The sequence below is a fragment of the Micromonospora sp. CPCC 206171 genome (assembly GCF_036906755.1).
GTDB lineage: Bacteria > Actinomycetota > Actinomycetes > Mycobacteriales > Micromonosporaceae > Micromonospora > Micromonospora purpureochromogenes.
Genome location: NZ_JBAKHT010000004.1, coordinates 194,103 through 208,496, shown reverse-complemented (window position 1 = coordinate 208,496; position 14,394 = coordinate 194,103). Strand labels below are relative to the sequence as shown.

At 74.4% G+C, this 14,394-nt stretch carries 9 protein-coding genes; 1 reads left to right on the top strand and 8 read right to left on the bottom strand.

The features are described from left to right. Positions 1 to 64: 64 nt before the first annotated feature. The 3 genes from V6U89_RS08035 to V6U89_RS08025 form a co-directional block, all read right to left on the bottom strand. Positions 65 to 2,845: an ATP-binding protein gene (locus V6U89_RS08035; protein WP_442933886.1), complete on the bottom strand. Its 2,781-nt coding sequence runs from the start codon at positions 2,843 to 2,845 to the stop codon at positions 65 to 67. Between the two features lie 116 nt (positions 2,846 to 2,961). Next, positions 2,962 to 4,116, bottom strand: coding sequence for an acyl-CoA dehydrogenase family protein (locus V6U89_RS08030; protein ID WP_334570039.1), 1,155 nt, complete (start codon positions 4,114 to 4,116; stop codon positions 2,962 to 2,964). A gap of 74 nt (positions 4,117 to 4,190) precedes the next feature. Further along, complete coding sequence (locus tag V6U89_RS08025) at positions 4,191 to 5,723, bottom strand: acyl-CoA carboxylase subunit beta (protein WP_334570038.1); 1,533 nt, start codon at positions 5,721 to 5,723, stop codon at positions 4,191 to 4,193. Between the two features lie 207 nt (positions 5,724 to 5,930). Between V6U89_RS08025 and V6U89_RS08020 the strand changes: the two genes are divergently transcribed. After that, positions 5,931 to 6,284 carry a hypothetical protein gene (locus V6U89_RS08020; RefSeq protein ID WP_334570037.1) on the top strand — a complete coding sequence of 118 codons (354 nt, stop codon included), beginning with the start codon at positions 5,931 to 5,933 and terminating at the stop codon, positions 6,282 to 6,284. Positions 6,285 to 6,337: 53 nt separating this feature from the next. Here the strand turns inward: V6U89_RS08020 and V6U89_RS08015 are convergent, their stop codons facing one another. The 5 genes from V6U89_RS08015 to V6U89_RS07995 all read right to left on the bottom strand — a co-directional run bounded on the left by V6U89_RS08015 (position 6,338) and on the right by V6U89_RS07995 (position 14,353). Next, complete coding sequence (locus V6U89_RS08015; RefSeq protein WP_334570036.1) at positions 6,338 to 7,261, bottom strand: hydroxymethylglutaryl-CoA lyase; 924 nt, start codon at positions 7,259 to 7,261, stop codon at positions 6,338 to 6,340. Between the two features lie 156 nt (positions 7,262 to 7,417). Next, complete coding sequence (locus tag V6U89_RS08010) at positions 7,418 to 8,755, bottom strand: acetyl-CoA carboxylase biotin carboxylase subunit (RefSeq protein WP_334570034.1); 1,338 nt, start codon at positions 8,753 to 8,755, stop codon at positions 7,418 to 7,420. A gap of 197 nt (positions 8,756 to 8,952) precedes the next feature. Next, positions 8,953 to 9,579, bottom strand: coding sequence for a TetR/AcrR family transcriptional regulator (locus V6U89_RS08005; RefSeq protein WP_154940922.1), 627 nt, complete (start codon positions 9,577 to 9,579; stop codon positions 8,953 to 8,955). A gap of 141 nt (positions 9,580 to 9,720) precedes the next feature. Then, entirely contained in the window at positions 9,721 to 12,558 is a 2,838-nt protein-coding gene (locus V6U89_RS08000; RefSeq protein WP_334570032.1) for a hypothetical protein, read from the bottom strand. Positions 12,559 to 12,565: 7 nt separating this feature from the next. Continuing rightward, positions 12,566 to 14,353, bottom strand: a complete 1,788-nt coding sequence (locus tag V6U89_RS07995) for an HSP90 family protein (RefSeq protein ID WP_334570030.1) — start codon at positions 14,351 to 14,353, stop codon at positions 12,566 to 12,568. Positions 14,354 to 14,394 lie beyond the last annotated feature (41 nt).

Here is a 14,394-nt window from a genome sequence, read left to right as displayed (position 1 = left end):
GGCCATGCCAACCCTCGCTCGCCGGCCGCGCAGGGGCCGGGTCGCGTGGACGACGCCCGGGGTCTCAGCCGACCGGGCGGAGCCCGCGGAGCAGATGCTGCTCGTCCGGCAGCAGGCGGATTCCGCCGTCCCGGCAGGCCCGGTCGAGACGGTCCAGCACGGCCGGGTCGCCCGTGCTCGCCGCCAACCCCACCAACGCCTCGACCACGTCCCGCCGGTACTGCCCGTCGACACCGGCCTCCACCGCCGCCCCGAACCACTCCGCGGCCAGCTCCCGGTCGCCCCGGTGCAGCGCCACCGTCCCCTCGATCAGGGCGACGATCCCCTCCTCCGGCTGCGGCGTCGCCACCGCCGTGCCGGCGCGCCCCTGCCCCACCGGCCACCCGAGCCGACCCGACCGGGAGGGCGACGGCACCACGGCTCCCGGCGACACCGGCCGGAAACGGGCCGCGACCACACCGGCCGGCAGCGCGGATCCGGAGGCGACCACGTCGCGGCGCGGCCCGGAGGCGGCCGCCATCGGCTCGTCGACCGGGACCGCCGGACCCGGGAGCGGCACCGGGCGGGCCTCCGACCGCAGCTCGGCCAGCACGTCGACGGCCTCGTCCAGCCGACCGTCCCGGGCCAGCGCCAGGCCGACCGTGCCGAGCACCCGGCGACGGTGTCCCGGGTCGCCCAGGTCCGCCAGCGCACCGGCGACCCGGCGGCCCTGCTCCACCGCCTCGGCGTACCGGCCCTGGAGGCGGGCCACGTCGGCCAGGTTGGCCCGGGCCAGCAGCCGCAGCCGCCGCTCGTCGCACTGGGCGGCCAGTCGGTCGACGACGGCCAGCCGCCGCCGGGCCCCGGTCAGGTCGCCGAGGCGGATCTCGTGCCAGGTGAGGTTGTTCTGGGCGACCGCCATGTCGCGGATCCGGCCGTGCCGGCTGGCCAGCGCCAGCACCGCCTGCGCCTGCTCGCGCCCCTCGTCGTGCTCGCCGGCGGCGACGAGCAGCGCGCAGAGCACCGTCCGGGCCTCCAGCTCGCCGGTGACCTCCGCGTGCGCGGCGAAGACGTCGAGCGCCGCGCGGGCCGCCGGCAGCTCCTGCGCCCCCGCGCCGTGCTCGGCGGCGAGCCGGGCCACCCCGAGCAGCGCCCAGGCCCGGAGCACCGGGTCGGCGTCGGCGGTACGCGGGTCGGCCAGCAGCCGGCGCAGCCACTGCCGCCCGGAGACGTCCCGCCCCCGCAGCCGCCACCACCGGGTCAGCGCCGCCGCCAACCGCAGCGCGGTGAGCGGGTCGTCGGTGGCGGCGTGCGCCAGGGCGGCGCTGATGTCGCTGGTCGCCTCGTCGAGCTGGCGTACGGCGGCGGGCAGCTTCGCCCCGACCAGGTCCGGTGCCGTCCGGGTGACCAGTCGGGCCACGACGACGGCGTGCCGGCGGCGGATCGCGGTCAGCTCGCCCAGGCCGGCGGCCCGCTCGACGGCGAAGTCCCGGACCGCGTCGAGCAGCCGGAACCGGAACGGACCGGACCCCCGGATGCTGACCAGCCCCAGCTCCACCAGCCGGTCCAGCAGCGGAACCGGGTCGACGACGACCGCGCCGTCCCGGTCGGCCTCGTCGGCCAGCAGTTCCTCGGCCAGCTCCACGGACCAGCGGTTGGCGAACGCGGAGAGCCGGCGCACCGCCGCGCGCTCCGAGGCGGCGAGCAGCCGGTAGCTGGTGGCCACCGCCTCGCGCAGGGTCACCGCCACCGCCGCCCGCGCCCGGCCCGACCCCGCCGACTCGGCGGCCTCCCAGCCGCGTCGGCCCAGGTCGGGGCTGGCCAGGTCGAGGACCCGATCGCCGTATCGGTTGAGCAGCTCGTCGAGGTCGAGGATCCGGCCCCGGGCCGCCATCAGCTCGATCGCGAGCGGGAGCCCGCCGAGCCGGCGCACCAGCGCGGCCAGGGCGGGCAGCTCCCGCGGGTCGGGCGGCTCGGGGCGGACCCGGGCGAGTCGCGCGGCGAAGAGCGCCGCCGCCGGGTAACGGGCCAGGTCGGCGGCGTCCACCACGTCGGCCGGGGGCACGTCCAGCGGCGCCACCGGGCGGACCAGTTCCCCGGGTACGCCCACCGGGTGCCGCCCGGTCACCAGCACCCGCAGGCTCGGCACCGCGTCGGTGAGCTGCCGCAACGCATCGGCCAGCGGGTCCGGGGCGCGCTCGGCCGCGTCCACCAGCAGCAACGTCGGCCGGTTGCGCAGCCGGACGGCCAGGTCGGGCAGGCGGGCCGCGCCGAGCACGGCGCTCATCGCGGCCAGCACGTCGGCGGCGTCGGACCCCTCGCCGACCAGCACACCGGCCACTCCGCCGGAATACGCGGTGACGACCTCGTGCGCCACCGCCAGGGCCAGCGCCGTCTTGCCGACGCCGGCCAGCCCGACCAGGGTCACCACCCGCGGCCAGTGGCCCGTGGTGAGCAGCGCGGCGAGGTCGGCCAGGTCCCGCTCCCGCCCGATCAGCTCGACCGGGGGCGGGAGCGCGATCGGCGTACCCGAGGGGCCGGGTTCGCGGGGCGCGGACCCGGCGGCCGGCGCGTGGCCCGGGTCTGCGGCGACGGCCGGAACGGTGACCCGCCCACGGGCGGTGGTGAGGAAGGCGGCGCGCGGCCCGTCGGTGAGGCCGAGCGCGTCGGCGAGCAGCTCCACGGTGGTGCGCTGCGGCCGGCTGGACCGGCCGCGCTCCAGGTCACGGACGGTCCGCACGCCGATTCCGGCCCGCTGGGCCAGCTCGGCCTGGGTGAGACCGGCCCGGAGCCGGTGCCCCCGCAACAGCTCTGCCAGCGGGGTACGACCACCCGGCGCCAACTGGTGATCATGAGCCGGTGTCATGGCCACGAAGGGTACGGACCGGCTACGACGGTCGACACGGGTGCGTCGTCCAGCCGACGCGCCGGAATCCGACAGGCCCCCGCCGTGCGGCGGCGCGGCAGGGGCCGGAGGCCGGATCAGACGCCCAGGTCGCGAGCGATGATCATGCGCTGCACCTCGGAGGTGCCCTCGCCGATCTCCAGGATCTTGGAGTCCCGCCAGAAGCGGGCGACCGGGTACTCGTTCATGAAGCCGTAGCCGCCGTGGATCTGGGTGGCCTCGCGGGCGTTGTCCACCGCGATCGTGCTGGCATGCAGCTTGGCGATCGCCGCCTGCCGCTTGAACGGCTCACCGGCCAGCATCCGCGCGGCGGCGTCGTAGTACGCCAGCCGGGCGGTGTGCGCCTTCAGCTCCATGTCGGCGATCTTGAACTGGATCGCCTGGTAGTTGCCGATCGGCTGGCCGAAGGCGTGCCGCTCCTTCGCGTACTTGATCGACTCGTCGACGCAGCCCTGGGCGAGGCCGACGGCGAGCGCGGCGATGGCGATCCGACCCTCGTCGAGGATGCGCAGGAACTGCGCGAAGCCCCGACCCCGTTCACCGAGCAGGTTCGCCGCCGGCACCCGGCAGTCGTCGAAGGTCAGCTCGTGGGTGTCCGAGGCGGTCCAGCCGACCTTGGAGTAGCCCGGCGCCACCGTGAAGCCCGGCGTCCCGGTGGGCACGATGATGGTCGACAGCTCCTTCGAGCCGTCCGGCTTGGTGCCGGTGACCGCGGTGACGGTGACCAGCGAGGTGATGTCGGTCCCCGAGTTGGTGATGAACGCCTTCGAGCCGTTGATCACCCACTCGTTCGTCGCCTCGTCCAGCACCGCGCGGGTCTGGGTTCCGCCGGCGTCGGAGCCGGTGCCCGGCTCGGTCAGCCCGAAACCGGCCAGCGCCTCGCCGCTGAGCAGCTTCGGCAGCCAGGTCGCCTGCTGCTCCTCCGTGCCGAACCGGTAGATCGGCATCGCGCCGAGGGAGACCGCGGCCTCCAGGGTGATCGCCACGCTGGAGTCGACCCGGGCCAGCTCCTCCAGGGCGAGGCAGAGCGCGAAGTAGTCGCCGCCCATGCCGCCGTGCTCCTCACCGAAGGGCAGGCCGAACAGGCCCATCTTGCCCATCTGGCGGATCACCTCGTACGGGAAGGTGTGCTTCTCGTAGTGCTCGCCGATGACCGGGGCGACGACCTCGCGGGCGAACTCCCGCACGCTCTCCCGCAGCGCCTCTTGTTCCTCGCTGAGCCGGAAGTCCATCTGATCCTCCTGGTGGGACGTCCTGGGTGGACGGGCCGCCGGGCGCTCGTGACGCCGCGTCGGGTCGGGGCTGGTCAGACCGGGGTGACGCCGTGCCGCCGCCGGGAGAAGTGCCGGTCCTTGGTACGCGCGGCGGCGAACCGGCGGACCAGCTCGGCGCGCAGCTCGTGCGGCTCGACGATGGCGTCGACCACCAGTTCGCTGGCGAGCCGGACGACGTCGATGTCCCGCTCGTACTCCTCGCGCTTCGCGGCGACGAAGGCGGCCCGCTCGGCCTCGTCGGCGATCGCGGCGATCTTGTTGGCGTAGACGGCGTTCACCGCGGCCTCCGCCCCCATCACCGCGATCTTCGCGGTGGGCAGCGCGATGGTCGCGTCCGGCTCGAAGCCCGGCCCGGCCATCGCGTAGAGCCCCGCGCCGTACGCCTTGCGGACCACCACGCAGATCTTCGGCACGGTCGCCTCGGAGATCGCGGTGATCATCTTGGCGCCGTGCCGGATGATGCCCTGCTTCTCCACCGCGCTGCCGACCATGAAGCCGGGGACGTCGCTCAGGAAGAGCAGTGGCACGTTGAACGCGTCGCAGAGCTGCACGAACCGGGTCGCCTTGTCGGCGGAGTCGACGAAGAGCACGCCGCCCTTGAACATCGAGTTGTTGCCGACCACGCCGACGACCTCGCCGTTCAGCCGGCCGAAGCCGATCGTCAGTTCCTTGGCCCAGAGCGCCTGGATCTCGAAGAACGAGCCGTCGTCGAGCAGGCCCTTGACGTACCGGCGCATGTCGAAGGCCTGCCGCTCGCTGGCCGGGACCAGGGCGGCCAGGTCGGCCTTCTCCGGCGCTTCCTGGGCGGGCGCCGACGGCGGCTGCTGCTGCCAGTTCGCCGGCAGGTAGGACAGGTAGCGCTTCACCACGTCCAGCGCGTCGGCCTCGGTCTTGCAGAGGAAGTGCCCGACCCCGGACTCGGCGCAGTGCACCTTGGCGCCGCCCATCGCCTCCAGCGTCGTCTTCTCACCGGTGACCATCTCGACCATCCGGTCCGAGCCGAGGTACATGCTGGCGTTGCCGTCCACCATGGCCACCACGTCACAGAACGCCGGGATGTACGCCCCGCCGGCCGCGCTCGGCCCGAACAGGGCGCAGACCTGCGGGATGGAACCCGAGGCGCGGACCTGGTTCCAGAAGATCTTGCCGGCGCCGCGTCGACCCGGGAACAGGTCGACCTGGTCGGTGATCCGGGCGCCGGCCGAGTCGACCAGGTAGACCATGGGCACGCCGGTCGAGTAGGCCCGCTCGATGATCCGGATGATCTTCTCGACCGTCCGGGCGCCCCAGCTGCCGGCCTTGACCGTCGAGTCGTTGGCCATCAGGCAGACCTGCCGGCCGTCGATGGTGGCGGTGCCGGTGACCACGCCGTCGGCGGGCAGCCCGTCGGCCATCGCGTTGGCGTAGAGGCCGTCCTCGACGAAGGAACCGTCGTCCACCAGGAGCGCGACCCGCTCGCGGGCGAAGAGCTTGCCCTTGGCGGCGTTCGCCGCGTGGTACTTGTCCGCACCGCCGGCCCGGGCGCGCTTGCGCAGCTGCTCCAGTGCCTCACCGTCGAGCGTCACGCCGACTCCCTCGCCGCCTGGGCCGGGCCGCCTCGTGAGCGGACCGACTTACCTGAACGATCGTTAGGCTAGCGCATCGTTCTCCGCTTCGGCGACCCATGGGTGCGGTCACCACCGCCCCCACGGGTCGACTGTCGGCGGCCATACTTCGACCATGCACCCGACCGCGCACTTCCGCCGGACGCACGGTTCGGCGGCAGCAGAGGAATGACCGTCGCCGAGGACGACTCGACTCCGTCCGCCCGGACCATGACGAGGCGAATGGCGACATCCGCCATTCTCACGATCCTCGCCGGCCTCAGCTTCGCGCCGATCGCCTGGATTCTCCTCTGGACCTCCCCGACTGCGGACAATCCGGGCTACTGGGACGCCGACTTCGGCCGGTACATACCGGACATCAGGTTGTGGTGGTGGTCCGCAACGGCCTCCTACCTGCTCGCCTTCGGCTTCCTCGTCCTCTCCGTCCGGCGGCGGCGAGCGCCCGGACGGTGGTGGATCTGGCCACTGTCCGCAGGGGTCCTCCTGGTCATCGCCTGGACGGCCATCCTGGGGATGCCGTGACCGTGCACCCGCCGCCCGCGCGGAGATCGCCGCCGGGGGCGGGGCGGGGTGGGTCAGGAGGCGGGGAGGGGGGTGAGGCGGGTACGAGGACCGGCGCGCAACACGCCGGAGGGGAGCTTCTTGCCGACCAGCTCCTCGGCCAACTCGGCCGCCTCGATCAGCGCGTCCAGGTCGATGCCGGTGTCGATGCCCATGTCGTGCAGCATGTGCACCGCCTCCTCGGTAGCCAGGTTGCCGCTGGCCCCCGGGGCGTACGGGCAGCCGCCGAGGCCGCCGACGCTGGCGTCGAACTCGGTGACGCCCAGCTCCAGGGCGGTCAGCAGGTTGGCCAGGGCGGTGCCCCGGGTGTTGTGGAAGTGCAGCAGCACCGGGATGTGCGCGTTGCGGTCCCGGACGGCGGTGACCAGCTCGCGGACCCGCCGGGGCGTACCCATGCCGGTGGTGTCGCCGAACGCGACCCGGTCGGCGCCGTCGCGGACGACCCGGTCGACGATGCCGGCCACCCGCTGCGGGTCGATGTCGCCCTCGTAGGGGCAGCCGAAGCTGGTCGCCACGATCACCTCGGCTCGGGCGCCGGCACCGTGCAGCAGGTCGATCAGCTCGGCGATGTCGTCCAGCGACTCCTCGGTCGAGCGGTTCACGTTGCGCCGGTTGTGCGTGTCGCTGGCCGAGACGACCACCTCGATCTCGGTGAACCCGGCCGCGAGGGCCCGCTGTGCACCCCGGGTGTTGGGTACCAGGGCCGAGTAGCGGACGCCGTCGGCCCGGGTGGCGCGCTGCCACACCTCGTCGGCGTCGGCCATCTGCGGGATCGCCTTCGGGTGCACGAACGACACCGCCTCGATCCGCTTGACGCCGGTGCCGGAGAGCGCGTCGAGCAGCCGCACCTTGGCGTCGGTGGGGATCGGTTCCTCGTTCTGGAGCCCGTCCCGCGGCCCGACCTCACGGATGGAGACGAAGTCCGGCAGTTCCGCCATAAGGGGTCACCTCACTGTGCCGTAGTGCTGAGCTGGTTCCCCCACCCTCCCACTCCGCACCGCCCATCTGCACCCGACCCTGTCGATCATGAAGTTGTTGCCCTCCCCCTCGGCGTGTCGGGGCAACAACTTCATGATCAACGGGGGTCGAGCGGTTCAGCGCATGCGGGAGACGATGCCGGTGTCGTAGTCGCCGGAGAGGAATTCGTCGTTCTCCAGGAGTTCGGCGAAGAAGGGGAGGTTGTTCTTCGGGCCGGCCAGTTCGAAGGCGGCGACGGCCGCCCTGGCGCGCTGGATGGCCTCGACCCGGTCCTTGCCGCTGACGATGAGCTTGGCCATCAGGCTGTCGTAGAACGGGGTGACCGTGTTGCCCTCGGTGTAGCCGGAGTCGACCCGGACGCCCTCGCCGGTCGGCTCGACCCAGGTCTTGATCGCGCCGGGTCCGGGCAGGAAGCGCTTCGGGTCCTCCGCATTGATCCGCAGCTCGATGGCGTGCCCGCGCGGGGCGAGCGCGTCCGGGTCGAATGTCGGCGCCAGGCCGGCCGCCACCCGCAGCTGCTCCTCCACCAGGTCCACGCCGTAGACCAGCTCGGTCACCGGGTGCTCGACCTGGAGGCGGGTGTTCATCTCCAGGAAGAAGAACTCGTTCGTGGCCGGGTCGAGCAGGCACTCCACCGTGCCGGCGTTGCGGTAGCCGACCGCCTCACCGGCCCGCACCGCCGCCGCCAGGAACCGCTCGCGCAGCTCCGGGGAGACCGCCGGCGACGGGGACTCCTCGACCAGCTTCTGGTTGCGCCGCTGCACCGAGCACTCCCGCTCGCCCAGCGCCACCACCCGGCCGTCGGCCAGGCCGAGGATCTGCACCTCGACGTGGCGTACCCGGGGGAAGTACCGCTCGATCAGCACCGAGCCGTCGCCGAACATCCGCTCGGCGAACGAGCGCACCTTGTCGTACTCGGTGCGCAGCGCGGTCTCGTCGGTGGCCACGCCCATGCCCATGCCGCCGCCACCCGCCGCGGCCTTGACCATCACCGGGTAGCCGATCTCCGCGGCGGCCGCGACCGCCGCGTCCAGGTCAGCCGCCGGGTCGGTGGTGCCGGGCGCGACCGGAACACCGGCCGCCGCCATCAGGTTCCGGGCATTGATCTTGTCCCCCATCGCGGTGATCGCGTCCGCGCGGGGCCCGACCCAGATCAGGCCGCTGGCCTCGACGGTACGGGCGAAGTCCGCGTTCTCGGACAGGAAGCCGTAGCCGGGGTGGATCGCCTGCGCGCCGGTCGACTTGGCGGCGGCGAGGATCGCCTCCACGTTCCGGTAGCTCTGCGCCGGGTTGGCCGGGCCGACGCAGACCGCCTCGTCGGCCTCGGTGACGAACGGCAGGCCGGCGTCGACCTCCGAGTGCACCGCGATCGCGCGGATACCGAGCCGCTTGGCGGTACGGATGATCCGGCGGGCGATCTCGCCCCGGTTGGCGACCAGCAGCGACTCGATCATGTTTCCTCCCGACGTCCAGGGGTGGGGACGGGTGCCAGGTAACCACGAGCCGCCGGTTACTCACGAGTCGCCGGCCCCCACCGGCGTGGTGATCAAGAAGTTTGCGTCGGCTTGAGCCGGATTCCTGACGCAAACTTGTTGATCACCGAAGCGGGCGGGCCGAGAGGCCCGGCGGGGGGGCGCGGCGGGCCCGGGGGTCAGGCGGGGTCGGTGGGGGCGAGGAGGGCGGCGAGGGTGGCGGCGCGGAGCAGTTCGGCACGGCGGCGGCGGTCGACCTCGCCGCCGAGGAACGGCGTGGAGTTCATCAGGCCGAACGCGGCGTGGGCCAGCACCCGCGCCTCGCCGTCGGGCAGCCCCGGGTGCAGCGCGGTCAGCACGGTCACCCACTCCTCGACGTAGAGCCGCTGGAGTCGGCGGATCTTGCGACGCGGCTCGTCGGGGAGCCGGTCCAGCTCGTGCAGGTGCAGCGCGATCACCGCCGGGTTGGCCAGCGCGAAGTCGACGTGGAAGTCGATCAGCGACTCCAGCGCGCCGCGCGGGTCGTCCGGGTGGCCGGCGGCCCGGTCCCGGCCGCCGGCGAGCAGCCCCTCGCTGACCGGGATCAGCGCGGCGACCAGCATCGCCTCCTTGCCGGCGAAGTGGTGGTACAGCGCCGGCCCGGTCACGCCCGCGGCGGCGCCGATGTCGTCCATCGACACGCCGTGGTAGCCGCGCGCGGCGAAGAGGCCGACCGCGATCTCCAGGATCTCGTCCCGACGGGACCGGCGTCGGCCCGCGCCCGTCGCGCCGTTCGCCCCGCCCCGCGCCTGCTGCTCCACCGCCACCGGGCAAGCCTAGACCGCCCGCCGGCCGTGGTGGAGGCTCGGTTACCCGTCGGTCGGTTCACCGCCCCCGCCGCCGGCCCACGGCGTGCTCCCGGCCACCGCCGCCCGGGACGGCCACCGCCGCCCGGGACGGCGACCGCGTCAGTCCTCCTCGATGCCGTGGTCGGCGCGCAGCTTCGCCGCCTCGGCGGAGCGGCCCAGCTCGTCCAGGGCCCGGGCGAGCAGCCAGGCCGCCTGGCCGGCGGGCCGGGAGCCGGGCGGCAGCCCACCCAGCACCTCACGGAGCAGGCGCTCCGCGTCGGCCGGCCGGTCACCGCGCAGCAGCAGATCACCGGTGAGCAGTTCGACCTGGGCCGCCTCGCCGAACGCCTCGATCGACCGCAGCCGGCCGGCCACGCCGTCCAGCCGGTCCAGCGCCGCGACCGTACGGCCCTCGGCGGTCAGCACCCGGGCCACCGCCTCGGCGGCCAGCGCCCGCTCGTACGTCACCACGGGCGGCTCCTCGGCCAGCCCGGTGAGCGCCGCCGCGGCCTCGTCCACCACGTCGACGAGGGCCGAGGCGGCCGGCAGGTCACCGGACCAGAAGAGCGCCAGCAGCTGCCGCCGCCGGGCCCGCAGCTCGTCCAGCGGCAGCTCGGCCAGCCGGTACGCCGACGCCGACGCGGCGAACCGCTGCGCGGCCAGCGCGTCCCGGTCGGCGTCGTAGAGGATGCCGCCGGCCTCCTCCAGCACCTGTGCCCGGTGCGGGAGGTTGTCCGGGCCGTCCAGGTTCTCGGCGAGCTGTTCCAGCAGGGCGAGCGCCGGTTCGATCTCGCCCAGGCCCGCGTAGACGCCGGCCAGCAGGTGCCGGCACCGGTCCGCCTCGGCCTGGGCGCCGAGCCGGTCCAGCCCGAGCACCGCCTCCTCGGCCACCTCGGCGGCCTCGCTCAGCCGGCCGGCCACCCGGTAGGCGTTGGCCAGCTCCCACCGCAGGAAGGCGTCCCCCTCGGCGCCCTGCTCGACGCAGAGGGTCACCGCCTCGGCCAGGTCGTCCACCGCGTCGGTGGCCCGGTCGGCGGCGAGCAGCGCCCGGCCCCGGGCCACCCGGACCGCCAGCCGGGCGTCCGCCGGGGCCACCCGCACCGCCTCGTCGCAGGCGGCGACGGCCTCGGCCGGGTCGTCGGCCCAGCGGGCGTACGCCAGGCAGGCGGCGACCAGCATGCCGGCCGAGCCCACCTCGCGGCTGAGCCGGCGGGCCCGCTCGGCCGCCTCGCTCATCTCCTCGCCCCGGTCCAACTCCTCCAGGACGTGCGCGCGGTGCAGCGCCACCCGGGCCGCCAGCCACGGGTCGACGTCCGCGTCGAAGGCGGCCCGGTCAATCTCGTCCAGCGCGTCGGCCCAGCGCTGCCGGTGCACGTACGCCAGGGCCAGCCGGTCGTGCGCGGCGGCCCGCTCCCGCTGGTCGCCGTGCCGGTCGAGCTGCTCGGCCGACTCGCGGGCCAGCGCCAACCCCTCCTCGGCGCCGTCGTCGGTCATGCAGAGCAGCGCGCCGAGGCGCCCGGCCACCACCTGTGCGCGCACCGGGTCGGGCACCGCCCGCCAGGCGGCCAGGGCGGCCCGGTTGGCTTCGATGGAGGCCGCCGGGTCGCCGTCGTCGTTCAGCTCGCCCGCCCGCAGTTCCAGTCGCCGTGCGACGGTGGCCGCCGGCAGCTCGGCGCCGCCGAACCGCTCGTCGTACGCCTTGAGCACGGTGGCGCAGTCATCGGTGCGGTGGGTGCGCCAGCACTCGTCGGCGAGGGCCAGCAGCTCCTCGGCGCTCGCCCCGGCCGGCACCCGCACCGGCTCCGCCCCGACCCCGTCGGCCGGGACCGGCTCGGGGGTGCGGGTCGGGCGGCGCCGCAGGCTGGCCGAGAGCGGCAGGTGCTCCCCGACGGGCTGCACGGCGAGCCGCCGGGCGACCACCTCCGACTGGTACGCCGTGCCGTTGCGCGCGTCGAACCGGGCGGCCAGCGCGGTCGCCGTGTCGGTCAGCTCGGCGGCGAGGCTGGCCACCGGCACCTCCCCGGCCGGCCGGTCGCCGAACGCCCGGCGGTGCACGGTCAGCTCGCCCGGCACCTGCCGCAGCGCGGCCGCGGCGGTGGCGGCGAAGTGCATGGCGGCGGCCGGGGTGGGCGCCCGGTCCAGCCAGTCCAGGTGCCGCTCGACGAGTTCCAGGGCGCGGGCGTCGTTCCCGGTCAGGGTGCAGAACTCGACGTGGTCGGCGATCTCCCACAGGTCGGAGAGGTTCGACCGCAGCCGCCGGTACGCCTCCCGGTGCGCGTCCCGCGCGGCGTCCGACCGGCCGGTATTCAGGTACGCCGGCAGCAGCGCGGTGAGGATCGCCTGCGGCTGCTCGGTGCAGCTGAGCCGGCCGGCGAGCACCGGCTCGGCCAGGGCCACCGCCTCGTCGTGCCGGCCCACCTCACACAGGTGGTGCACCTGCGTGGTCGGGTCGCAGCCGGCGCAGTCGGAGAGGGCGTCGCGGGGGGTGGTCATCCACCGGCGGTACCAGTCGGCCGCCTCGTCGTGCGCCCCGAGGTGCGACGCCACCAGGTAGCGGTGCTTGTACACGGCCTGGAGCGAGTGCCCGGTGTCCCGGTAGCGCCGCTCCATGTCGTCCAGCACCGCGTAGGTGCGGTCCAGCGGCAGCTCGGGGAACTTCAGCATGGCGCTGACCATGTACTTGAAGTGCCAGAGCAACTGGTGGGCGAAGCGCTGGTGGTAGGGCTGCGGGTCCCGGTCGAACTCGGCGAGGCACCAGGAGAAGGTCACGAAGGACTTCGCCGGCTCGCCGCCGTAGACGTAGGAGGTGGTGGCCTGCATTCGGGCGGCGAAGGCGAGGTGCCGGTCGTCGCCGGCGTCGGCCCGCCGGATCAGCTGTTCCAGCGCGGCGGTCTGCCCCGCCCCGTACGGCATGTTGTGGGCCTCGTGCAGCAGCCGCCACAGGTCGTCGTCGCTCACGGTCGGTTCACTCCCGTTCCGGTACGGCCCGGCCGAGCAGGCCGAGGAAGGAACTGTTCAGCAGGGCGGCGTCGGCCGCGCGGATGGGGTGGTGCCCGAGCAGCAGCGCCTGCCCGTAGAGCGCCTCGACGGCGAGCCCGACCAGCTCCGGGTCGGTCAGCGTGGTGACCCGGCGGACCAACGGGTTGCGGTGATTGAGCACCAGCTGCGGGCGGTCCGGCGGGGCGGAGGCGGCCAGCGCGTCCAGCACGCCGCCCCACAGCTCGTCGGCCTTCTCGCGGCTGGCGGCGAGCTGGTCGTTGAACGCCGCCGAGCGGCTGACCAGGTAGAGAGCCGGCAGCGAGACCGGGTCGTACGCCCGGACCACCACCTCGCAGCCGAGCCGTTCCAGAGCCCGCTGGGCGCCGGTCAGGAACGGCCGCAGGGCCAGCTCGACGTGCGGTTCGAGCGCGTCGAAGCGGGTGGTCAGGTCGCTCGGCTCCAGCCGTTCGATCAGCACCGACCGGTCCACCCCGGGCAGCCGCTCGATCAGCTCGGTGTCGTACGTGTAGCCGCCGTTGACCACGGCCAGGTCCTGCGCCGCCGCCACGGCGGCGAGCTGGCGGAACTCGTCGAGGCTGGCGGCGTACCGGAGCAGGCCGTGGCGCTGCCGGAACTCGGCGAGGGTGAGCGTGCCGACGTTGGTCTCCATCGGCCACCACTGGTCGACCAGGCGCAGCATCTCGTCGTCGTGCAGGGCCAGCGCCTTGACCCCCAGGTGGTGCACCTGAAGGAACTCGGCGAGCCGGCGCGGGTCGTGCTTGGCCAGCCGGACCAGCCAGCCGCGCACCTGGTCGCCGAGGGCGTCCCGGGTGCCGGTGAGCAGGGTGTCCTCGTAGAGCGCCTCGCGGCTGGCGGTGGGCCGCAGCTCGCTGGCGTCCACCACGCAGTGGGCGAAGAAGGCCCAGTCCGGCAGCAGCCCGTCGGCGTGCTCGGTGAGCAGCATCCGCTTGAGGTAGACCCGGTGCCCGGCCCGCGCCGCCGGGTTCACCGGGGTGGGCAGGATAAAGGCCACCCCGGTCAGCCCCGCCTCCGGCACCGCCAGCGGCACCACGTCGAACGGGACGAAGCCGAGGGTCTCCTGGGCGTACCGGACCAGGGCCGCCCGGTCCAGCGGAGCGCCGGGGGCGGTCGGCCAGGGCGGCGGCCCGGCGGTGGTCGGGGTGTCGCCGACCCGGACGTCGACCGGCAGCAGGCTGCCGTAGAGCCGGGCCAGCTCGGTCACCGTCGGCACGCCGAGCCACTGGTCGGCGTCGCGGCGGGGCACCAGCGTGACGGTGGTGCCGGGCTCCGGCCGGGCCTGCTCGGGCGGGGCGGGGCGGACGGCGTACCGGCCGTCGGACCAGCCCGTCCAGAGCACGGTCGGCTGGTCGGCGTGCCGGGTGACCACCCGGATCTCGTCGGCGACCAGGAAGCAGGAGAGCAGGCCGATGCCGAACTGGCCGAGGAACTCGTGCCGGGAGAAGCCCAGCTCGTCGCGCTTGGAGCTGCGACCGATGGTGGCCAGCAGTTCGTGCACCTGCGCCTCGGTGAGGCCGACGCCGGTGTCGTGCACCCGCAGGGTGCCGTCGCCGGTCAGCTCCGGCGGCTCGATCCGTACCCGGGCGGGGGCGTCCGGTTCGGTGGCGCGGCGGGCGGTGATCGCGTCGACGGCGTTCTGGAGCAGTTCCCGGACGTACACCCGGGGGCTGCCGTAGAGGTGATGACTGAGCAGGTCGACCACGCCACGGAGGTCGACCTGGAAGGTGCGGTCCACACGCTCTCCCCGGTCGGATTCGGCGCTCACCGTACCGGTGA

What these genes read in the sequence shown, in the direction of transcription:
- V6U89_RS08035 (WP_442933886.1), bottom strand. Translation starts at nt 2,845, where the DNA reads ATGACACCGGCTCATGATCACCAGTTGGCGCCGGGTGGTCGTACCCCG.
- V6U89_RS08030 (WP_334570039.1), bottom strand. Translation starts at nt 4,116, where the DNA reads ATGGACTTCCGGCTCAGCGAGGAACAAGAGGCGCTGCGGGAGAGCGTG.
- V6U89_RS08020 (WP_334570037.1), top strand. Translation starts at nt 5,931, where the DNA reads ATGACCGTCGCCGAGGACGACTCGACTCCGTCCGCCCGGACCATGACG.
- V6U89_RS08015 (WP_334570036.1), bottom strand. Translation starts at nt 7,261, where the DNA reads ATGGCGGAACTGCCGGACTTCGTCTCCATCCGTGAGGTCGGGCCGCGG.
- V6U89_RS08010 (WP_334570034.1), bottom strand. Translation starts at nt 8,755, where the DNA reads ATGATCGAGTCGCTGCTGGTCGCCAACCGGGGCGAGATCGCCCGCCGG.